Source organism: Bacillus sp. 007/AIA-02/001 (assembly GCF_004634455.1).
Taxonomy (GTDB): Bacteria; Bacillota; Bacilli; order Bacillales; family Bacillaceae_G; genus Bacillus_A; species Bacillus_A cereus.
In genome coordinates, this window is sequence record NZ_SEIY01000003.1 from 397157 (window position 1) to 417200 (window position 20044).

Consider the following 20044-nt stretch of genomic DNA (forward strand, 5'->3'; position numbering starts at 1 on the left):
AATAGGACTTGATCTTTTACTATAAGCCCTTCCTCTCTTATAGTCATACGACTCCTCGGCCGCGCCAAAGTTGTAAGATCAAAAACGATATTCACTTTGTTTACATTTTATTTAAAGAAATCAGAGTTATAGGCATTATGCTTATCAAATATTTTATAGATTTCTAACTTATCATCTAATTTTGCATCTACTAAAATTAATATATTTCCATCGTAAATATATTCTTCATACTTTTTAGCATGGTCTTCAGGGATTCCTAAGCCGATAAATGCTCCTATTAAACTTCCAGCTCCTCCGCCAATACCAGCTCCTCCAATAGCTGCTGCGATTGGTCCTGCTGCTACAATTGGACCCATTCCAGAAACGGCAAGTATACCAAGACCTGTTAATAAACCACCGAGTCCGCCTGCTACTCCTCCAGCTACAAGCCCTGTCGCTGAAAAGATATCTGCTTTATGTGCAGTTTCGCTATTCACTTTTTCACCCGATTTTTCTTCCAGATGTTCAATTTCCTTTTGATCTTTCGCAATAGCTGAAATGTTATCTGCTAAGTATCCTTTTTCATTTAATTCATTAATAACGAGTGCCGCATCATCAATTGTTCTAAAAACACCTACTATTTTTCTATCTACATTCATAACTATTAACCTCCTAAAGTTTTATATAATGTATCTTTATTTTTCTTCATTTCTGTATACACTAATCTTTTTATTAACATAACCATTTACGAAAAAAGCGAATAGTAAAAGCACTACAAGTGAACTACTTAACAAGTAAATTAAATCAAATGTAATATTAATCATCATTTCATTCATGTATACCAGGCTCCTTTTTATTTAAAGTAAAAGTATATTTTGATAGACTAATCTACTAAACATAGACATCTTACAATTCATCTTCAGTTAATCTCTTTGTAGTATATGTATACCCTTCCTAACCTTTTCTAAACGTAAAAAACTATAATTATATTTTTTCTTATTTATATGTTTAACACTTTTTAAAACGGGTATGTTTATATTGTTATGCTTACTATATGGAAAGGAATATTACGATGAACGCCATTCACTCTACTACTATTTCTTATAATGAAACACCTACAATAACTCAGATTCATCATTTTTATGCTTTAATGACAACATTTCAAACGAATGTATTTATAAGTAAACACGGAACACTTACTTCTATTAAAAACTTAAGCACTCTAGTATCCTTTTTCCTTACTGTAAAAAAGAGAGATCTTGTATTATTTATTTTTGAAGGAATAGATGCAAAAAGAGCTTTAAGAACACTCTTCCCTTCTTAGAATATTTGTTATCCTCTATTCCCTCGTTTACTACCTTTCATATATGTTTTTATATTTCAAAATGATTTCCTCTATAAAAAAAGAACCCCCTAATACAATAGGGGGATTTCTAGTTTAGCCTTATGAAAACTGATATAATATATATTACGTTTTTCATTCTTTAAAATAGAAAAGTTTTAATAACCTTGAAGGTAGGAATTTTTAATGAACTCGAAAGCAAAATTTAGTATTCGCTACAAAATTATGGCTGGTTATTTAGTTATCATTTTGTTCTTACTTGTTTCTTTCATTATGTTGAACAATGAGATTTCTAATTTACAAAAATCTCGTAATTTTATTATTGATCACGATTTTAAAGTTCTCAATTTAACAAATCAAGTGGAGAAAGATTTACTAACAATTGAAAATAAAGCGAAAGGGTTTATCATTTCTAATAATCCAAATTACGTACAATCTCTTAATTCTGCGGAAAAGGATTACGAAAAGCATTATCAAGATCTTTTCTCATTATTAGAGGATAACCCATCTCAGCAAGAAAAATTAAAACAGATTAACGAAAATATTATTAGTTGGATAAATAAAGAGATTCACCCGTTAATTGCAAATCATAATAGTAATAATGTACAAACAATCGACACGACTCAAATTCAGTCATTACAGTCACAGGTAACTAACTTCCGTAGCACTGAGGAGCAATTAACGAAAAAAAGAGCAGCACAATTAGATACTGAAAATAATAAATTAGAGATTTGGTTATACAGTTTATTGTTCTTACTTTCTTGTATTTCTATTATCATTTCACTCTATATTTCGAATTCCATTACAAAAACGATTAAAAATGTAATTCAAGCTATTAAATCCATTTCTTCTAAAGAAAAAATCACGGAAAGAATTCATGTAAACACACGTGATGAAATAAAAGATCTTGCTCATACAACGAATCACCTACTAGACGAAATATCGAAAAGAGAATGGTTACAAACGGAGCTTGCAGAATTAATTTTAATGTATCAAGGTGTATCTTCTATTGAGATGTTAGGTAAAAAAATTCTTAGTGGAATTATACAAAAAACGCAAACTTCTTGCGGTGCATTTTATGTACGTGAAGAATATGAAGAAACTGTCTACTATGTGAAAAAAGCTTCTTTCGCCGATCAAGGTGCTGATATTGGGAAACAATCCATTCAAATGGGTGAAGGTTTCATTGGACAGTCTGCCTTAGAAAAGAAAAGTTTTATTCTCAGGGATATACCCGAAGAGTTTCGTTATGTCACTAGCGGAGTATTAGAAATACGTCCTAAAAATCTATTAATCATCCCTATCTTATTTGAGGATGAAGTAATCGCAGTAATGGAGTTAGTAAGTGTAACTGAGATTTCAGATTTACATCAAGATTTAATTCAACAAACCGTTGATAATCTAGGTTTAACAATCCATAGCATTATGGGACGTATGCGAATTCAAACTCTTTTACATGAATCACAAGCAATGACAGAAGAGTTACAAGTTCAATCAGAAGAATTGCAAACGCAAGCGGAAGAACTACAAATGCAAGCAGAAGAATTACGAACAACGAATGAACAATTAGAGTCTAGAACGGAAGAGGCGGAGCAAAAGACAGCTGACTTACAAATTACTAAATCAGAATTAGAAGAAAAAGCAAGTGAGTTGTTGCGTAGTTCAAAATACAAATCTGAATTTCTAGCAAATATGTCACATGAATTACGCACACCGTTAAATAGTATTTTACTATTATCTGAAATGTTAAGAGAAAATCATGATAACAATTTATCCGACGATGAGATTGAATTAGCAACTGTCATTCATTCATCAGGGAAAGACTTACTTACTTTAATTAATGACATACTCGATTTATCTAAAGTAGAAGCAGGCAAACTAGACATCATTTTTGAAGCAACGAACATAAGTGACATGGCAGCCAATATGCATCAAAACTTTTTACATATAGCTGCACAAAAAAATGTCGAATTTACTATTGAAGACAGTGATACGATTCCTGATCTGTTTTATACAGATGCAAAACGGATTGAGCAAATTATTAAAAACTTATTATCCAATGCATTTAAATTTACAGAAAAAGGATCCGTTTCTTTACATTTCGATTCGATAGAAACAAGTAATTTAAGTCATGATATGCAGTCTATAAGTAAAGATTGGATTACAATTTCAGTAAAAGATACTGGTATTGGTATCGCTAAAGAACAGCATCAACTTATTTTCGAAGCCTTTCAACAGGCAGATGGCGCAACGATTCGGAAGTATGGTGGTACAGGATTAGGTTTATCTATTTGTAAAGAGTTTGCTAGATTGTTAGGTGGTTGGATTACGTTAGAGAGTAATGTAGGAGAAGGTAGTACTTTCACGGTATATATTCCTAACCTTCCAAATGGATTACCAGATATACAGTTATCCAATTTAGAAGTCGCAGCAACGATAGAAGATGTTATTCCTGCTGAAGTTGTTGAAGAAACTATCGTTACTCCCGAAACAAATAACGTCTTCCAAGAGAAAACCATTTTAATTGTCGATGATGATCATCGAAATATATTTGCGTTACAAAACGCATTAAAAAAACAAAATGCCAACATTATTACTGCCCAAAACGGCTTAGAGTGTTTAGAAATACTAAAAAGTAATACAAATATTGACCTTATTTTAATGGATATTATGATGCCTAATATGGACGGTTATGAAACGATGGAAAATATCCGAATGAACTTAGGGTTAAGTGAAATACCTATTATCGCATTAACTGCTAAAGCAATGCCAAATGATAAGGAAAAATGTTTATCTGCTGGCGCTTCAGATTATATAAGTAAACCATTAAATCTACATCAACTCTATTCGGTAATGAGTGTATGGTTAATAAAATAAGTGAGGTTTAGTTGGAGTGGAAAATAAGTATTATAATTTTGATCCATCAGTAGATACAGATGAGCGCACGAACTTAGAAATTGAATTACTATTAGAAGCAGTATTTAAACTATCAGGATTTGATTTTCGCCAATATGCTCGCACATCTATTTATAGAAGAATTTGTAATAGAATGCAGCTCTCTAATATCCCTACCATTTCAAAATTAATTGAAAAAGTAATTCACGAGGAAGGGGTTTTAGAACAGTTATTAAATGATTTCTCGATTAATGTAACTGAGATGTTCCGTAACCCTGCCTTTTTTAAAGCGCTTAGAGAGCATGTTATTCCTGAATTAAAAAAGCAAACTGAAATTAGAATTTGGCATGCTGGATGCGCAACTGGTGAAGAAGTATTATCAATGTCCATCTTACTTCACGAAGAAGGATTAAGTGAAAAGTCGGTTATTTACGCAACAGATATGAATACAAATGTGTTAGAAAAAGCAAAACAAGCTATCCTCCCGTTAAATAAAATGCAAACTTATACGAAAAATTATTTACAAGCTGGCGGTACACAAGCATTTTCTAACTATTATTCAACAGATAATCGTTTTGCTTATTTTAATCCATCACTTTTACAAAACATTATTTTTGCACAGCATAATTTAGTAACCGATCAATCTTTTAACGAGTTTCATATTATACTTTGTCGTAACGTTTTAATTTACTTTACAAGTAAACTTCAAAATCAAGTGCAGCAACTATTTTATGAAAGCTTAGGTCACAATGGTTTTCTATGTTTAGGAAATAAAGAAACTCTTCGTTTTTCAAATATAATGCCGCATTATACCCAATTTAATCCTAGCGAACAAATTTATCAAAAAATACAATAAAAAGCGTATGAAATCCTCTGTTTGGATTTCATACGCTTTTTATTTCGCATTCGTTTGTATCATAATTAGACACATATCATCTGATTGCGCTTTCTTTTGTTCTTCCTTGTAAAACCCTTCTATCTCGCCTTCTAAATCTCCCCATTTTCTTTCTGTAAAAGTACGTAATTTCTCTTCAGCCTCAAATTCATCATTTGCAATTGCTTCAAGAACACCATCTGTAAACAATACGATTTGAGCGTTCTTCTCAAAAGGTATAACTGTCTTTTTAACTTTTATTTCATCAAAAAATCCTACCGCACAACTCCCGCGATTTAGTTCAACCATATTTGTTTCATCAACTAAAACGTATCCAGAAGGATGCCCTGCATTTACATATTCAATCGTTCTCTTTTCTGTATCTACTACTAAATATATCGCTGTAAAATAATATGGAATATCGTCATTCTCATTATGTAAAAGAGTCATATATTTATTTAAGTCTTTAATGACAAGTTCTGGATCGATTAAAGATTTAATCGTTTCACGTAATACAGACGAAATAAACATACAAACTAATGAAGCAGATATACCATGTCCCATCACGTCTAATAATATAATACCGTAGCGGTTTTCATCGATTTTATACCAATAATACATATCTCCAGCTAATTTAAATGAAGGTAAGTAACTTGCTTCAATTTTTATATAATCTTCTCTTAATGGGCTACTTAATAAGTTTCTTTGTACTTGCGTAGCTAAATCTAATTCATTCCGAAGATTTTCTTCTTGTTCTTTATGCCAATTTAATTCCGATTTCAAGCGTAACGCTACACGCATACGTGCTAATAGTTCAACTTTATTTATAGGTTTCGTAATATAATCCATTGCCCCCATATCAAGAGCTTCGGCCAATTTATTGGCATCCTCTAAAGCTGTAACAAAAATAATAGGAATATCTTTAAACTTCTCCTCTTTTTGTAATCGCCTACAAACTTCAAGTCCATCAATTTCAGGCATCATAATATCTAATAAGATTAAATCAATTTCATTATACCTGGAAGAATCTTCTCCAAATTGAATGTATTCGAAAAGCTCTTGTGCAGAATTCAGCGATACAAGATCCTGATATCCGGCTTGTTTTAAAATTTTTTCAATTACAAAGATGTTAACCGGATTATCATCGACAATTAAAATGGACACAAGTTATTTCCCCTTTTCTTATTTAAAATGTAAATCTATTATCATTTTCTATTTTTCTAGTATTGCATACTCAGTTACAAAATGAAAATTTCCTACTCTAACATAATTTTTATACAGCAAAAGAACAAACCCCCAGAAATGAGAGTTTGTTCTTTCATTCTATAAATTTCCACTATTAATTTAACACCATTGCTTTGTCATTTAAAAGACGATCTAATTCTTCCATATGATTTGTTTCATCTGCAATCATATCTTCTAACTTTACAACTAACTCTGTCATATTTAATTTCGCTGCCTGTTCTTTTCTCGTTTCATAACGCTTAATTGTCTCATATTCTGATTGTCTAGCCGACTCTAACATTTCTCTAACATCTTCTACTTGTTTCACTGGTAAAGGGATTGTAGTAGGTGTACCACCTAACGTCTTAATTTTCTCCGCTAAATATAGGGCATGTCCTTGTTCATCACTAATTTCAGATTCAAAGAAAGGTTTTAATACTTGTCTATATATACCAGAAACTGTAGCTGCATTATGGTTATACATAATAATTGCTGAGTATTCTCCTGCTAAATCTTCATTCAATCCTTCGATTAGTTCTTTCACATCGTGTGACATTTTTATATCTCCTCCTATATTTAATAACTACCCCTTTTCTCATGTTTTAAACATAATGATTTTAAATTTTTATGTATCTAAAAATGCTGCTTGCTTCAATTTACTTATCGCTTGTCTTTTAATACGAGAAACGTGCATTTGTGAAATACCTAACCGTTCCCCTGTATCTTTTTGATTTAAATTTTCTCCAAATATATAATGAATAACACTCTTTTCTGTGTCATTTAATACGTTGAAAATATCCTTTAAAACGAGACGCCTTTCTGTCTCTTCATATCCTTGCTCTACTTCACCTACAGATTCAATCCTCGCTACCGAACTGCCATCAGATGAATTTTCAACTACATCATCTAAGGAAGATACGCGATAATTATTTTTCGCATCCATAATTTCTAGCACTTCCTCTTCGGATAGTCCTAAATGATCTGCAATCTCTATAATCTTCGGTGAACGCTGGAAACGATCTGTTAGCTCCTCTATCGCAAGTTTAATCTTCCCGCCTAAATCTTTAATTCGCCTTGGAACGTGAATACCCCAAGTTTTATCACGTAAATATTTCTTTATTTCGCCTACTATTGTAGGTATTGCAAACGGCTCAAAAGCATTCCCTATCGAATAATCATACCTTCTTATTGCACCTAAGAGCCCTAACATTCCTACTTGTATAATATCTTCATGCATCGGCCCACCTTTTGAATAGCGATATGCAATGGAGTATACAAGATTTTTATAGTGATTAACCAATCTTTCCTGTGCTTCATCACATTGGTTTTGTTGGAAGTCTGCAATTAGTTTAATAACGTCTTCTTTAGTAAGATTTGTAGGTTGAGATTGGATTTCCATCATTCTCCACCTGCTCTCTTTGTATATATTTTGTCATTAAAACTGTCATGCCCTCATCATGCATAATTTGTATATCATCCATTAACGTATTGATTAAATATAAACCCAAACCATTTTCTGGCAAATGTTCTACTGGTTTATTAATATCATACGGACCAACTTTACTTTTTAAGCTATTAAAATCAAAGCTAACTCCATTATCCGCAGCCATAATTTCTAATCGATCTTCATATAAGCCAAAGACAATTGTAATTTCTCCAACGTCTTCTTTATATGCATGTTGTACAATGTTTGTACAAGCTTCACTAATAGCAATTTTCATATCTTCTATATCGTCATAAGCAAAGCCCATTCGATTCGCAACACCAGCCATTGTTAAACGAATAATAGCCACATATTCTGCTTTTGCAGGAATTTTCATTTCTATCTTTTCAAATCTCTCCATCATCCCTAGTCACCTTCTTTCTACTTTTTCAAAATCGGAATTCAAATTTAATATTTCTGTTAGCCCTGTAATATCAAATAATCTTTTTAGCCTTTTAGACACACCAGTAAACTCTAGCTTCCCATCATTTTTCTTAACTGCTTTTAATAAAGCTATAAAAACTCCTAAGCCTGTACTATCCATATAATCTACGTTATGAAAATCTACTACAATATGAACCTCTTTTTCGCTTGTAATAGGCATTACCTTATGTTTTAAATCTGATGCCGTATACGCATCAATCTCACCATTAAGTTGTACCGTATAACCTACATCATTTTGCAAAATATTTATTGCCAAATTCATCATTTCCGCCCCCTTATCTCGAACTTTTACTATTTAATTACCCATAAAAATTAGTTTTAAACATATTTTTTTATTTTCATTATAAATAAATTTTCTACACCTTTCTCGGCTTAACACTTAAATCGTACTAATAAATGTTTAAAACTTATAATTTTGTGTATGTATAATGTATAAACATTATTTTTAGGGGGATCTATCTATGGAAGAGCACAACTTTAAAAAGGGAGATTTCGTTCAATTTTCTTATCGACACGATCATGCTACAAAATTAGTTGGTTCCATTATTAACATACTAACGAATACAATTGTAGTTGATATAAGTAATAGCGAGGACTTATCTCATATAGAACCAAGGCAAGTCGTAAGAATAAATAATTGTAAAAAGGTAACGATGGCTTAATACATAATAGAAAGTGTAATGTTAATGAGTGGGGGGTTCTTCATCCTCCACTCATTCCTATGTAAAATACATAAAAAAGCATCCAAATTAGTTTAATTGGATGCTTTTTTATGTATTTTTATCAGTTCATTAACTTTATAACTATATATAATAAACTTAAGATTACTATTTATTATCATACTTACGCTTTCCGCAGCATTCTAGAGAAGAATGTAACGATTAAAATAAAGACGATTGCACCTAATAACGCTGGAAGAACAAAAATGCCTCCCCATTCAGGACCCCAATGACCAAATAACGCACTACCTACCCAAGATCCGATTAATCCGGCAATCACGTTACCAACTATACCTAACGGAAAGTCTTTTCCTGTAATCATTCCAGCTAACGCACCAATAAGTCCACCTACAATACACGTAATAATAAGTCCCACAATTAAACCTCCTATATTCGTTTTATATTGAATTCATCAAGCTTTAGTATGTAACTAAAGCTTGATGAACATATATTATTCTTTATTATCCAATTCATCACTTATCTTTTGTTTCACTTTTCCGACTTTTTCTTTTATCGTTCCCTTCGTTTTTTCCCACTTACCTTCATTTTTCAACTCTCTATCTTCTGTAACTTCACCAATTCCTTCTTTTACTTGTCCTTTTTTCTTTTCAACTTTACCTTTAACTTGTTCTTTTAGTCCGTTCTCACTCATATTTACAATCTCCTTTTCGTAATAGATTTATAGATTTAAAGGATACAAATTTAAATAGAATACATGCATCTTCTTTCTTGTAACCATTCACCGACTCTTTCTAAATCCTTAACGAATAACAAGATTTTCCCTTCATCCAGTTTTTCTTCATAAAAGTTCGCTTCTTCCTCATTAAGCCCTAACTCTTGCATTTTATTTCTTAACTGATCTCCTGTTTTTTGAAAGACGTTAATAATGCTTGTCCCAAGTCCCTCCTCTTTTATCCCAATTGTATTCACGTCTGCATTGTCCGCAATTCTATCTGTCCTATCTTTCTCATGCGTTAATACGTAAATATCTTTTTGGTCTATTCCTTTTTTCACGAGATCATTCGCCGCATTCATGACCTCTTTCTCCGTAATAAATTCATATACAAAAGGTTTACTATACTTCGTTTCCATCTTTAACTTCCTCCTTTAAAATGAATTATTTGTTATATTATATGTAGTACACCCATTTTCGAAATGTTAAACATAAAATATGAAAAAAGTTATGTGAATTTTGATTTTAATAGAGAATGAACATCATCATTTACCACTTTAAAACACCTTCTCCTTACAATAACTACCTAAATTAACAGAAAATTGATATAATTAAACTTAAGGAGGGATACTATGAAAAAAATCATATCTATATGCGCACTAACCGCTCTATCTTTCACTTTAATAGGTTGTACAAGCACCTCGGCTACAGATAAAGCTTCGCAGGCTAAGCAAGAACATACACAAAATACCTTTCAATTAAATTCCGCTAATATTACAGACATTGAAATACTGAAAACAACAAATCATACTACTTCCAAATCTCAAACAGACAACGAAAAAATGATACAATCTATCGTTTCAGCAGTCCAAAAAGGCACTCCTAAACAAATCACACTAGATCAAAAAAAGAGAGAATCTGCACATTCTACTATTACTGTTACATATAAAGATGACTCAAAAGAAGAATTTCTTGTGTGGGCTGATAATAAGGAGCAAATTACGATTGCTAAAGATGAGAAGAAAGATAAGGTAGAAGGTGTGATAGTGAATATTAAAGATGCTAAAATAATGAAGGATTTCTTTTAAAATTCTAATTAACGTTAAAAAAAGTAGGATTACATCCTACTCTTTTTTTAATCATGCTCAATAAATAGACCTTTATAAAATCTATTTAAGGTCTAATTTTGCTAAATCATGTTGTAAAACATTGTTTCCTTCTTGTGGGTTAAATATGATTGCACTAAGACCAAAAACATTCGTAACAATATCTCTATCTTTCGGACGAATGATTCTTACTTCATAAGCAAAAACTCCTGGAGGAAGAGCTGCTGAACGAAAAGTAACATATCGATTAGGTGGCAATGTTTGTGTTGAAGGGTCTATTAATGGTAACAATACCGGAGAACCAGATGACCAATCAAACATTTCAACTGTTACTCTACGAGTATCATCTGGATCAACATTCATAGCTTCAACAGTAAGAAATAACGTAGCGGAATGTCTACGTAATACACCCGTTGACAAAGTTTCATTGTGATGTTTATGACATCTTCCAGGAGGATGACCATAGCCATAGCTCATATCAATTCCCCCCTTTCATTTACAATTAAGGACAAGTATTCCTTATAATATATAATGCTAGTATTATTTTAATGAAAGGTATAAAAGCGGATTTCTATCTATTCGCTCTTAAAGAATAATATGGATTCTCCTGTTTTTCCTTTGAACTCCTGCTAAGAATAAATCTATTTTGAAAAGGACCTGCTCCATTTATTCGTAAAAAGCATAAAGTAAATGGAATCCGTTAAAACACATGAGTGAACCTTTGTTTTTCTCCTCCTATTTAAAGGAGGAACTGTTATGGGCTTTGGTGGTAGTTGTGGCGGCTGTGGCTTCGCTGGAGGATTTGCTTTATTAGTTGTATTGTTTATTTTATTAATCATCGTTGGAGCTGCTTGCTTCTGCTAAAAACTATCGAAAGGACACTCACGTGAGTGTCCTTTCTTCATGAAAAAAGCTCTACGCAATGTGCAGAGGTTCAAGTGTAACGAATACTTTAAAAATGTAGTATTACATTCCCCCTCCAAAATGAACTTCGATGCTATAAATTTCGTTTAAGTGCAATCTTAATATTTTAGTTTAATAGCAATATGGTGAAACTTTATTCCAAACAATATTGCTATTGCACCAAAGTAAAACAAACTGGACAACCTAGATTTCAAAAGGAAGACACCTTAAAGGTTGTCTTTTCTTTATAAGTAAAAAAAGCCCGCCTATTTCCGTAGGCGGGCTTTATCTTTATTACACAATATGAAGTATACTCTCTTTTTCTTTGAAATTTTATGTAATTATACATATTCATGAAAATAGAAGAAGTGAAATTGTACGTTTAGATACAGTTTGGCAACAAACTAACTGTTTTCTTGTGCATTAATAGACAACTACTGCAAGAGTTATAGTTTTTATGTTTTCATTTCCTTTTTGCATTTCTCTTTTAATTAGACGAATGCTTTTTTTAGTACATAATAAAAAATATCCAGAAAAACTGTCACAAAATCCGTTTTTCTGGTTTCTCTATAATACAGGTATCAAATTGAAAGTGAGGTTTAAACGAACATGTTAACCATAGAAAATGAAGAAAGTCATGCTTCTGATATGACCTTTGAAGATTTATTTAAGCAGTACTATGCTTACGCTGTGAAACAAATCATCTGGATCGTTAAAGATCAATCTATCGCTGAAGAGTTAGCACAAGAAGTATTTTTACAATTATATCGTAGTGATTGGAAAGGGATTGAAAACATACCTGGATGGTTGATTAAATCTTCTACTTATGTAGCCTATAACCATTTTCGATCTGAAAAAAGGCAGCAAGCGAAGATTGATAAAGAAATACAATACCATGAAGTACAAAATGTTTCATCATTAGACGATGATTGGATAAGAAAAGAAGAAATTACAAAGGTCCAAACGATACTAAATAAAATGAATGATCGAGAACGAACCCTTTTACTAATGAAATTCTCTGGTTTTCAATATAAAGAAATTGCAGAAGTACTTCAAATTGAAATATCTTCTATTGGAACATTATTGGTCCGAGCCAAAATGAAATTTCGCAAGATTTATAAACAAATGGAGGAGGCATAACAAATGAAATGTTATGATATCGGGTTTATTCAAACATATATTGATGGAGAACTTTCTCATGATATAAGAAAGGAATTCACAAAACACCTAGATACATGTGAAGCATGCCAAGATTTATTAATAGAAATTAGTAAATTAAATCAATGGGAAAACGTAATGCTAGATGAAGAATCTGCAAATTCACCACAAGAAATCAAAATTGATATAGAACAAGCATGGAAAACATTTGAAAGTCGTTCCAAGTTAGACAATGTTTCTAATATAAATCACAAAAAACAACAAAAGAAGGGACTCTTTACAAACATGAGTAAAAAATCAAAACGTTTTATTTATACAGCAGTAGCTGCAGCAGCACTTTTCACAACAGCAATGATTCCACAAGTACAAGTGGCGGCTACAAATGTTGCTTCCTATTTTTCTAATGCAATTACAAATGATAAAGTTGTAAATGAAGGAATAAAAGATGAAAATGGTATCACACAAGATATGATGAAGAATGGTAAATATATTCCTATTGATGAAAAAATTACAGATCAAGGTATTACTGTACATCTCAAAGAAGTATTTATCGCAGATTCACGTATATCAGTTCATTATAGAATGGAAAAAGCGGACGGAAGTTTAGTACCATTTGAATTTGATACATCAGGATTAGATCTTGAGAGTGATGGTAAAATTGATGGGCAACAAGAGGAAAACCCTGAGATTAAAAATGACGGGAGACTATCATTTATCCATGATTCAGATGATTATCTTCCTTTTGAACTTATGGCAGCAGGTAAAAAGTTAGATAAAATAGGCATTCGTGATAATGATAGACCTGAAGGTGTTGCTACATTTGTTATAACTACTGAAGAAAAAGACGTTTTTAAACAGCCTCTTACTTTAGACGTAAATATAACTAGAATTGGAAAAGTAATTGGTTCTTGGAAAGCTCAAATTCCAATTGATACTTCACATTTGAAAAATAATACGAATTAACATGAAAAAAAGAATAGAACAATATGTATCTAATTCTCAGTTTATATGTTTCCTTGTTTTCGTTACATTTATTTCGTATATAGTTTTTACTCTATATTTTATTTATGATTTAAGTTTATAACCTTAAATCAATCATTTAAGACCATTATAAGAAAAAGCCCTCTAAAAAAGTGGGGGAATAAATAACCGGTTTCTTAACGTATAAGGAATCGGTTATTTTGTATTTAAAATGCGTCTAAACGTACAATTTTCTTTTTTTATAAAAAAGCAAAGATACCCTAAGGTGACTTCCTCCGACTTGAGCTATGTTTAGTTGTTTTGTTTATTGAGAAATACAATAATTTATTTATGCTGGCCGTCTGTATGAGGTCCTTTTGTAGTCCATGCAGCGGTTAACAAGAAGATAATAGCATTGATGACACCTAAAAGTCCCTGCTTAATCCACATAGATAATGCAGCATTTGTGCCAATGGCTAGAAAGATAAGCATTACTGTGTATCTATTGAATCTCAGTATAGACAACCTCCCAATGAGAGTATATTTAAGGGGATTTCATCATTTTTTTGTTCCGTAAAACATTGTACTTCCTAGTGAAGAGAAATTCAGTTTTACTTCTATAACTCGCCCTGTTTCCACTCTTTATTATGGATATCCAATCCTTCTTGACCAAAGAAATGGAGAATAAATTCTTTTTCATCACTATCAGTTTTTTTAGCTAGTTTAGATCCCTCCATACTTTGCTTTTTTCCTGAACGTAAATAATGAATTTCTTCAAAGTCTTTAACTACAGATTCGAACTCTCCATCATACCATTTGTTCAGAATAGATTCATATTTTGGTCTTTCATCATTATTAATAACATTTAAGTTGTTTTTTAAGTATTGAATGTTTTCTTTCGTCATTTGCAATCGCCCTACATCACGGGTACCGGAAACATGAAGATTATTCCTACTGAATGTGAGTTTTTGTAAAGACATATGTATCATCATATCATTTATAGTTTGCTCGTTTTGGATTTCACCAATCGACTGTGCCGCTTTAGAGAGTTCATCTTCACTTACTACATAACTATCTTTTTGCTGCTTTTGAATGGTTTGAACTTTCGGTTTTTCCTGAACCTTTTCTTCTTGTTTAGGTTTTGATTCAGTTGTAGCCTTCTCATTTGAGCTACAAGCAGCCATTCCCATAAGCAATGTACCGCATGTTAATACCGTTAGTAACTTTCGGTTCATTTTTTTCCGCCTATCTGTATTAGTTATTTTAAACAGTTTTTTTAATGTAAGATTTCTCATCTCATAGTAGCAAAGAATTTATCTTTATATTGTCATGCCTTGTCGAAGAATAATAAAAAACAACCTAGATCCTATAGGATCTAGGTTGTTTTTAATACGTAAACGTAATCGTCACTAAAGAATACCCTTCTTTCGCATTATACGACTCCGCTTTATAAGAAACACGGTTGGACCCTTGCGGATAACCGATTTCCCCAATTGCATTTTTCACATCTTGCAGCGCACCGTTCATTGATTGCTTATAAAGTACTTCTATCTTTTCTGGCTTTGCACTATAACGCTGCTGCATTTTATTTTTTAATTCAGTATAGTTATTTGCAATATATTCATTTCCTAAATAGTTTAACTTTGTATCTTTTAATATTTGCTGATATGCAGACGTTTTCGTACTACCTGCCGCAATTTTATTTGTCAGTGTACTATAATAATTTGTTGTAGCTTGCGGATAGTCTCCACGGTTCCACTCATGATTTCTTGCGATTTGTTCATCTGATAAATTGAAATACGAATACGTTACGCGGCCCTGCTCATCTGGAACCGGATCATCGAATGTTGTATCAAGGTGATACCATTTGTTTTCGATTTTCACTAAATTCCAAGCATGAGGTTGTCCGTCCCCAGTTCCTGTCACGAAATGATTTTCAATTCCTGCTTCTTTTAATAATTGATAAGTTAATAGTGCGTAACCTTGGCAAACCGCAGAACGATTTACAAGTGCTTCATATGCTGTGTAAGCTTTATAAGACGTATCATAAGAAACATGCTTTACTACGTAATCATGAATCGCCTTCACTTTTTCGTGATCATCCATTCCAACTTGAGTGATAGAAGAAACGATTGCTTTCGCTTGTTTCATGACATATTCCGTCTGTTCTTTCGTTTCACGATATGTAATCTTAAGCGTAAACGTATAATTTCCAGGTGATCCAGAAAGTCCATATGAAACATTCGATCTATTATTATTTGTATACTCATTTTTACTTGCCACTTCTTTATATGCGTTAAAAAGTGTATTCATCACTTCGTCTGTATTATTATTTTTCGTTTTATATGGCAGTGTAATATTTGTCTCGTATGTATTAATACGCTTTTGTACTTCCTCTTTAAACGCTGTTAATAATGCCGCATCTCCTGTATCTTTCACATCAGCATTTTTATACTTCAAAGTTTTATATAAAAACTGCGCATACTGTTCACGTGTTACTGTGCCATACGGTTCAAAATTCCCGTTCCCTGTGCCATCTGCGATTCCATTTGACTGCACCGCACTAATTGCATTTTCTGCCCAAAATGGATTTGGAACATCCTTAAAGGTATGTTTTTGTTTTGCCGCAAGATGGAAAGCATTCGTAAGAATTTGTGCCATTTCTGCACGATTCACAGAAGCTTTCGGTCTAAATTGGCCATTTTCATCACCTTTAAAAACTCCTAAATTTGTTAAAGTTAATACCTCTTCTGGGAACATTGTAGAACTTTGATTAATATCACCGTAAGGATTTTTAAACGTAGACCCATCCTTTAATACGTAACGAGTTCCATCATTACTAAACGAGCCGCCTTGTTTATTTGGTACTAACACTCGATAAATTAAAGCCGCAACTTGCTCCCTTGTCGCAACATCTCCAAAACCAAATATCCCATTTCCATAACCGGAAATAATATTTTTACTCGCTAAATCTTTAATCGCAGGATATGACCAATGTGATGTCGGCACATCAGAAAAAACACCCACTTCAGCAGCTTTTACATCGCTGCCATTTGTATATAACAACGCACCACCAATAAGTGATAATGATGTAATTGATTTTAATAGTTTTGTATACATAATGTCTTCTCCCAATACTCTCTCTATTTTTGTTGGTTTATGTCGAAAAATCTAAAAATATGACAAAATATATTATACAATTAAAACTTTTTAAGGGATATATTAAATTTTAAAATATGCAAAAATTCATATTGTTATAAGGATTCATAGTGATATTATGTTATTTTACTTGCGAATATATAAATAAAAAAACTCTCATCTGAGCGTTTCATCTATATACCTAATAATTACTTTTTTCTACACTTCGAACTCTTCTTCGGTAATAATCCTTTGATCTAACAACTCTTTATACTCCAATATTTCTTTAGCCCCACGACTCTCCATGCGTATATTGTATAACACTTTTTGTATTGACCTTTGATTGGTCCGTTGAAAGATTTACTCCATTTAGAAATAATTCTATTGAATTTTTCACCACTAGCCACAAAAATATCTTATAATCTTTATATAATAAACTACAGTATTAGGAGTAGATAAAATGCCAGTTACACTCGAACTTATTCTTTTCATTCTTATAGCAATTAGTGCTGTTGGCTATTTAATAAAAGAATTTCAAAAAACTAGGAAACGAACACTTGGAATTTCACTAGAATTTTTAGTTCTTTTCTGGTCAATATGGAGAATATCAACTCTCATAATCTAATTTATAAAACATGAATTCCTTCGAATGAAGTGAAACTCTAATCAGTGGGGGTTTTACGGGATAAATTTACCAGTATTTTCACCACAACATTCATGTTAAAATCCCTTGTGAGTACGACATAACTCGACCTTATGAAGCTCCGCAGCTTTTATCGCGGAGCTTTTTTTATTTAAATTAACGCTTTTGTTCACTTTTTTGATACATTTACGAAACATTCATATGTTACGTTATATAAGTCCTTTTTTAAATCATATTCATTCTAGTAAAAAGTCCTAGTCCCCCTAGGACTTTTTGCATTCAAATAATGAGTTGTCTTTTTTCTCAATAACCGAAACTATTTAACATGGTAAAATAATAATTGGACTGGCATCCAATACCATATTACAATGGAGCAAATCGCAAGAAGGCACCTTAGGGTGTCTTTTTTGTACATAAAAAAATCTCACCATCTTATAGAAACGATAAGCCCTTTAAAACAATAATTGCAACTATATTAATTTTACATTACATTAAGGTTAGAGAATGTTCTTATTTTAATAAAGTGCTAAATAGTAGGTGGAAAAATGGAATTTAACGATTTGGGTATTACCATTAAAGAACTTAGAATCAAAAAAAATATATCACAATCCGAATTATGTCATGGAATATGTTCACAAAGTCAAATTAGCAAGATTGAAAAAGGTATGATTTATCCATCTAGTATATTGTTATATCAATTATCAGAAAGACTTGGTATTGATCCGAATAACATATTTGCACTAACTCAAAACAAAAGATTAAAATATGTAGAAAATGTAAAATACGTAATAAAAGATTGCTTAAAGCAAAAACAATATAAAGAACTTTATGAAATAGTAAAAAAAGAGAAAAACTTAAATAATTTTCAAACAAAAGATGAGAAACAATTTCTAATATGGCATGAAGCAATTGCTGTATTTATGGTGGATAAATCAATAAAAACTGCTTTAGATTTTTTAAATAATGCATTAAAACTGACTTTAACTAATTCTGATTTTTTATCAGAAAGAGAAATAGATATTATGCAAACAATGGCTATATTTTATGCAGAAAATAAAGAATATGAAAAAAGTATTAATATATTCAAAAGATGTTTAACTAATTTTAATAAGTTAGATTTTCCTAGAGATAAAGAAATTAAATTAAAACTCATGTTAAATTTAGCAAAATGTTTCGACTTCACATACCAATATGAAGAGGCAATAAAGTACATTGATAAGGGTATCAAATTAGCAATTAATCTACATACTTTATACCTACTAGGTGAACTATTCTATTTAAAAGGTCAGTGTTTATTAAAAATGAAACAACATAATGTAGAAGATGTTATTTATAACTGGAAAAAAGCATTATTTATATTTGAACTAACAGAAAAAGAATATTATACAAAAGTGATACCAGATGAACTTATTGAATTACAAAATAAAAAACACTCATAATTTCATAAAAACTACTTACAAATCCTACAGAAAAAATCCTTATAGCTTTTAAACTTAGATCGATAATATTAAAATAATTTAAGCCGGCGGAAGGCACCTTTAGGTGTCTTTTCTTTATTTTTACAAGGACCTGCTCAATTAATTTTAAAAAACATAATAGGGAATATTGTTTTATTTATCTCGTTTTCATTCATGCTATATATAAAATTCGTTAATAAACCCACCTCAAATACTAGTTCCTTTTATAAGCCGTTTTTTTGATGTAGATGACATTATTCTCAATACAATAGAATGAATTATGGGAACATACTTAGCAATATATATCAAAAAATAATATTAAGAAAACCCCTCCACCTTAAGGTAGAAGGGATCTTCTAATTTCTATTTCAAACTACCCGAAATTTCCGTAAAGGTACCCTAAGCGCATGTGTATCTGCATATCCTAAACTTCTTTCACCAACTACCACTCCTCTGCCGAACGATCTTTCACCAATAGATTGTATGCCGTGAAGTGCTACTTGTAACATTTCAATTCAGATATACGACAGTAAAGAATACATCATCACAGTGTCAGCAAGCAAAAGTGTATTCTGCATTTCTGAAAACAGTAGATGGCAGATTATGACCTACTGAATCTGCTAAGAAAGAATATACAAGAACATCCTTAACATCCTCTTTATTTCCACTAATGATGACATCAAGGAAATCTTCTACTTGAAATTCTGGAGTAAATAACACAATCTTAGTTGTTCTGTTTGGTTCTAAAGAAACAAAAGTACGAGAGATTTCAACTAATTCATTTTGAGTTGGGAAAAAAGTGTTTCGACTTCTCTTAACAGTTACCGTTACATTACTAGTATGGCAACGTGAATCATTGTTTAACATAATGTTGAGAGCAGTTGGAATAATCCCATTTTCAGAAACTGGAACTCGAAACACTCCAGTAGATTTATGAGCCATATAATCAGATCCTTCCAAAATAAAATATATTTACAATATATTAGATGCAAAAAACGTTCATTTTGATATGGACAAATTATATGATTAATATATCTATAATAACC

Annotated in this window: 24 protein-coding genes and 1 pseudogene; 9 read left to right on the plus strand and 16 right to left on the minus strand. The window is 31.6% G+C overall.

What is annotated here, in order from left to right; genetic code table 11:
- Window positions 1–107: 107 nt before the first annotated feature.
- Both ES895_RS11270 and ES895_RS29260 read right to left on the minus strand, forming a co-directional pair.
- A complete protein-coding gene (locus ES895_RS11270) occupies window positions 108–638 on the minus strand; it encodes a general stress protein (protein ID WP_001100095.1) in 531 nt (176 codons plus the stop codon).
- Between the two features lie 36 nt (window positions 639–674).
- Window positions 675–815 carry a hypothetical protein gene (locus ES895_RS29260; protein WP_001004571.1) on the minus strand — a complete coding sequence of 47 codons (141 nt, stop codon included), beginning with the start codon at window positions 813–815 and terminating at the stop codon, window positions 675–677.
- A gap of 236 nt (window positions 816–1051) precedes the next feature.
- Here ES895_RS29260 and ES895_RS11275 point away from each other — a divergent pair, with 236 nt between their 5' ends.
- The 3 genes from ES895_RS11275 to ES895_RS11285 all read left to right on the plus strand — a co-directional run bounded on the left by ES895_RS11275 (window position 1052) and on the right by ES895_RS11285 (window position 5072).
- The gene (locus ES895_RS11275; RefSeq protein ID WP_000991357.1) at window positions 1052–1303 is read left to right on the plus strand and encodes a hypothetical protein; all 252 of its coding nucleotides are present in this window, start codon (window positions 1052–1054) and stop codon (window positions 1301–1303) included.
- Window positions 1304–1507: 204 nt separating this feature from the next.
- A complete protein-coding gene (locus ES895_RS11280; RefSeq protein WP_001084956.1) occupies window positions 1508–4198 on the plus strand; it encodes an ATP-binding protein in 2691 nt (896 codons plus the stop codon).
- Between the two features lie 16 nt (window positions 4199–4214).
- Window positions 4215–5072 (plus strand): CheR family methyltransferase, encoded by an 858-nt coding sequence (locus tag ES895_RS11285; RefSeq protein WP_135238347.1) that lies wholly within the window; start codon window positions 4215–4217, stop codon window positions 5070–5072.
- Window positions 5073–5111: 39 nt separating this feature from the next.
- Here ES895_RS11285 and ES895_RS11290 read toward each other — a convergent pair whose 3' ends face one another.
- From ES895_RS11290 to ES895_RS11310, 5 genes are all read right to left on the minus strand, one after another.
- Complete coding sequence (locus ES895_RS11290) at window positions 5112–6254, minus strand: fused response regulator/phosphatase (protein WP_000025538.1); 1143 nt, start codon at window positions 6252–6254, stop codon at window positions 5112–5114.
- Between the two features lie 175 nt (window positions 6255–6429).
- Entirely contained in the window at window positions 6430–6870 is a 441-nt protein-coding gene (locus ES895_RS11295) for a ferritin-like domain-containing protein (RefSeq protein ID WP_000017755.1), read from the minus strand.
- 69 nt (window positions 6871–6939) lie between these two features.
- On the minus strand, window positions 6940–7716 hold the full coding sequence (gene sigB / locus ES895_RS11300; protein ID WP_002093898.1) for an RNA polymerase sigma factor SigB: 777 nt from the start codon (window positions 7714–7716) through the stop codon (window positions 6940–6942).
- On the minus strand, window positions 7679–8161 hold the full coding sequence (gene rsbW / locus ES895_RS11305) for an anti-sigma B factor RsbW (RefSeq protein ID WP_000970580.1): 483 nt from the start codon (window positions 8159–8161) through the stop codon (window positions 7679–7681). Before rsbW ends, sigB begins: the two co-directional genes overlap by 38 nt.
- A 6-nt stretch (window positions 8162–8167) precedes the next feature.
- Window positions 8168–8506 carry an STAS domain-containing protein gene (locus ES895_RS11310; protein WP_135238348.1) on the minus strand — a complete coding sequence of 113 codons (339 nt, stop codon included), beginning with the start codon at window positions 8504–8506 and terminating at the stop codon, window positions 8168–8170.
- A 196-nt stretch (window positions 8507–8702) separates the two neighbouring features.
- Here ES895_RS11310 and ES895_RS11315 point away from each other — a divergent pair, with 196 nt between their 5' ends.
- On the plus strand, window positions 8703–8903 hold the full coding sequence (locus ES895_RS11315) for a hypothetical protein (RefSeq protein ID WP_000391011.1): 201 nt from the start codon (window positions 8703–8705) through the stop codon (window positions 8901–8903).
- 181 nt (window positions 8904–9084) lie between these two features.
- On the opposite strand, the gene ES895_RS11320 is transcribed toward ES895_RS11315, so the two are convergent.
- From ES895_RS11320 to ES895_RS11330, 3 genes are all read right to left on the minus strand, one after another.
- Window positions 9085–9336 carry a GlsB/YeaQ/YmgE family stress response membrane protein gene (locus tag ES895_RS11320; protein ID WP_000522903.1) on the minus strand — a complete coding sequence of 84 codons (252 nt, stop codon included), beginning with the start codon at window positions 9334–9336 and terminating at the stop codon, window positions 9085–9087.
- A 75-nt stretch (window positions 9337–9411) separates the two neighbouring features.
- Window positions 9412–9612 carry a CsbD family protein gene (locus ES895_RS11325; protein ID WP_001293468.1) on the minus strand — a complete coding sequence of 67 codons (201 nt, stop codon included), beginning with the start codon at window positions 9610–9612 and terminating at the stop codon, window positions 9412–9414.
- 50 nt (window positions 9613–9662) lie between these two features.
- On the minus strand, window positions 9663–10052 hold the full coding sequence (locus ES895_RS11330) for a YflT domain-containing protein (protein WP_000448802.1): 390 nt from the start codon (window positions 10050–10052) through the stop codon (window positions 9663–9665).
- Between the two features lie 213 nt (window positions 10053–10265).
- On the opposite strand from ES895_RS11330, the gene ES895_RS11335 reads away from it, so the two are divergent.
- Window positions 10266–10721 carry a hypothetical protein gene (locus ES895_RS11335; RefSeq protein WP_000720850.1) on the plus strand — a complete coding sequence of 152 codons (456 nt, stop codon included), beginning with the start codon at window positions 10266–10268 and terminating at the stop codon, window positions 10719–10721.
- 81 nt (window positions 10722–10802) lie between these two features.
- On the opposite strand, the gene ES895_RS11340 is transcribed toward ES895_RS11335, so the two are convergent.
- A complete protein-coding gene (locus ES895_RS11340) occupies window positions 10803–11216 on the minus strand; it encodes a hypothetical protein (RefSeq protein ID WP_097995023.1) in 414 nt (137 codons plus the stop codon).
- A gap of 279 nt (window positions 11217–11495) precedes the next feature.
- Between ES895_RS11340 and ES895_RS11345 the strand changes: the two genes are divergently transcribed.
- From ES895_RS11345 to ES895_RS11355, 3 genes are all read left to right on the plus strand, one after another.
- Window positions 11496–11603, plus strand: coding sequence for a YjcZ family sporulation protein (locus ES895_RS11345; RefSeq protein ID WP_000505670.1), 108 nt, complete (start codon window positions 11496–11498; stop codon window positions 11601–11603).
- A 648-nt stretch (window positions 11604–12251) separates the two neighbouring features.
- On the plus strand, window positions 12252–12782 hold the full coding sequence (locus tag ES895_RS11350; RefSeq protein WP_000955505.1) for an RNA polymerase sigma factor SigX: 531 nt from the start codon (window positions 12252–12254) through the stop codon (window positions 12780–12782).
- Between the two features lie 3 nt (window positions 12783–12785).
- Complete coding sequence (locus ES895_RS11355) at window positions 12786–13763, plus strand: DUF4179 domain-containing protein (RefSeq protein ID WP_135238349.1); 978 nt, start codon at window positions 12786–12788, stop codon at window positions 13761–13763.
- A gap of 342 nt (window positions 13764–14105) precedes the next feature.
- Here the strand turns inward: ES895_RS11355 and ES895_RS11360 are convergent, their stop codons facing one another.
- The 3 genes from ES895_RS11360 to ES895_RS11370 form a co-directional block, all read right to left on the minus strand.
- Entirely contained in the window at window positions 14106–14285 is a 180-nt protein-coding gene (locus ES895_RS11360) for a hypothetical protein (RefSeq protein ID WP_058839201.1), read from the minus strand.
- Between the two features lie 92 nt (window positions 14286–14377).
- The gene (locus ES895_RS11365; RefSeq protein WP_087966203.1) at window positions 14378–14995 is read right to left on the minus strand and encodes a DUF6241 domain-containing protein; all 618 of its coding nucleotides are present in this window, start codon (window positions 14993–14995) and stop codon (window positions 14378–14380) included.
- A gap of 151 nt (window positions 14996–15146) precedes the next feature.
- Window positions 15147–16880: an S-layer homology domain-containing protein gene (locus ES895_RS11370; RefSeq protein ID WP_058839203.1), complete on the minus strand. Its 1734-nt coding sequence runs from the start codon at window positions 16878–16880 to the stop codon at window positions 15147–15149.
- A gap of 1206 nt (window positions 16881–18086) precedes the next feature.
- Here ES895_RS11370 and ES895_RS11380 point away from each other — a divergent pair.
- Window positions 18087–18980, plus strand: a complete 894-nt coding sequence (locus tag ES895_RS11380; RefSeq protein WP_078439229.1) for a helix-turn-helix domain-containing protein — start codon at window positions 18087–18089, stop codon at window positions 18978–18980.
- 443 nt (window positions 18981–19423) lie between these two features.
- Here ES895_RS11380 and ES895_RS30210 read toward each other — a convergent pair.
- Both ES895_RS30210 and ES895_RS11395 read right to left on the minus strand, forming a co-directional pair.
- Window positions 19424–19510 (minus strand): annotated as a pseudogene (locus tag ES895_RS30210) (dihydroxyacetone kinase, ATP-dependent); the annotation flags it as partial.
- A 40-nt stretch (window positions 19511–19550) separates the two neighbouring features.
- Window positions 19551–19940 carry a hypothetical protein gene (locus ES895_RS11395; RefSeq protein ID WP_000940662.1) on the minus strand — a complete coding sequence of 130 codons (390 nt, stop codon included), beginning with the start codon at window positions 19938–19940 and terminating at the stop codon, window positions 19551–19553.
- Window positions 19941–20044 lie beyond the last annotated feature (104 nt).

What these genes read in the sequence shown, in the direction of transcription:
- ES895_RS11275 (WP_000991357.1), top strand. Translation starts at nt 1,052, where the DNA reads ATGAACGCCATTCACTCTACTACTATTTCTTATAATGAAACACCTACA.
- ES895_RS11350 (WP_000955505.1), top strand. Translation starts at nt 12,252, where the DNA reads ATGTTAACCATAGAAAATGAAGAAAGTCATGCTTCTGATATGACCTTT.
- rsbW (WP_000970580.1), bottom strand. Translation starts at nt 8,161, where the DNA reads ATGATGGAGAGATTTGAAAAGATAGAAATGAAAATTCCTGCAAAAGCA.
- ES895_RS11335 (WP_000720850.1), top strand. Translation starts at nt 10,266, where the DNA reads ATGAAAAAAATCATATCTATATGCGCACTAACCGCTCTATCTTTCACT.
- ES895_RS11355 (WP_135238349.1), top strand. Translation starts at nt 12,786, where the DNA reads ATGAAATGTTATGATATCGGGTTTATTCAAACATATATTGATGGAGAA.
- ES895_RS11295 (WP_000017755.1), bottom strand. Translation starts at nt 6,870, where the DNA reads ATGTCACACGATGTGAAAGAACTAATCGAAGGATTGAATGAAGATTTA.
- ES895_RS11365 (WP_087966203.1), bottom strand. Translation starts at nt 14,995, where the DNA reads ATGAACCGAAAGTTACTAACGGTATTAACATGCGGTACATTGCTTATG.
- ES895_RS11280 (WP_001084956.1), top strand. Translation starts at nt 1,508, where the DNA reads ATGAACTCGAAAGCAAAATTTAGTATTCGCTACAAAATTATGGCTGGT.
- ES895_RS11345 (WP_000505670.1), top strand. Translation starts at nt 11,496, where the DNA reads ATGGGCTTTGGTGGTAGTTGTGGCGGCTGTGGCTTCGCTGGAGGATTT.
- ES895_RS11370 (WP_058839203.1), bottom strand. Translation starts at nt 16,880, where the DNA reads ATGTATACAAAACTATTAAAATCAATTACATCATTATCACTTATTGGT.
- ES895_RS11270 (WP_001100095.1), bottom strand. Translation starts at nt 638, where the DNA reads ATGAATGTAGATAGAAAAATAGTAGGTGTTTTTAGAACAATTGATGAT.
- ES895_RS11330 (WP_000448802.1), bottom strand. Translation starts at nt 10,052, where the DNA reads ATGGAAACGAAGTATAGTAAACCTTTTGTATATGAATTTATTACGGAG.
- ES895_RS11380 (WP_078439229.1), top strand. Translation starts at nt 18,087, where the DNA reads ATGGAATTTAACGATTTGGGTATTACCATTAAAGAACTTAGAATCAAA.
- ES895_RS11325 (WP_001293468.1), bottom strand. Translation starts at nt 9,612, where the DNA reads ATGAGTGAGAACGGACTAAAAGAACAAGTTAAAGGTAAAGTTGAAAAG.
- ES895_RS11315 (WP_000391011.1), top strand. Translation starts at nt 8,703, where the DNA reads ATGGAAGAGCACAACTTTAAAAAGGGAGATTTCGTTCAATTTTCTTAT.
- ES895_RS11340 (WP_097995023.1), bottom strand. Translation starts at nt 11,216, where the DNA reads ATGAGCTATGGCTATGGTCATCCTCCTGGAAGATGTCATAAACATCAC.
- sigB (WP_002093898.1), bottom strand. Translation starts at nt 7,716, where the DNA reads ATGATGGAAATCCAATCTCAACCTACAAATCTTACTAAAGAAGACGTT.
- ES895_RS29260 (WP_001004571.1), bottom strand. Translation starts at nt 815, where the DNA reads ATGAATGAAATGATGATTAATATTACATTTGATTTAATTTACTTGTTA.
- ES895_RS11310 (WP_135238348.1), bottom strand. Translation starts at nt 8,506, where the DNA reads ATGATGAATTTGGCAATAAATATTTTGCAAAATGATGTAGGTTATACG.
- ES895_RS11395 (WP_000940662.1), bottom strand. Translation starts at nt 19,940, where the DNA reads ATGGCTCATAAATCTACTGGAGTGTTTCGAGTTCCAGTTTCTGAAAAT.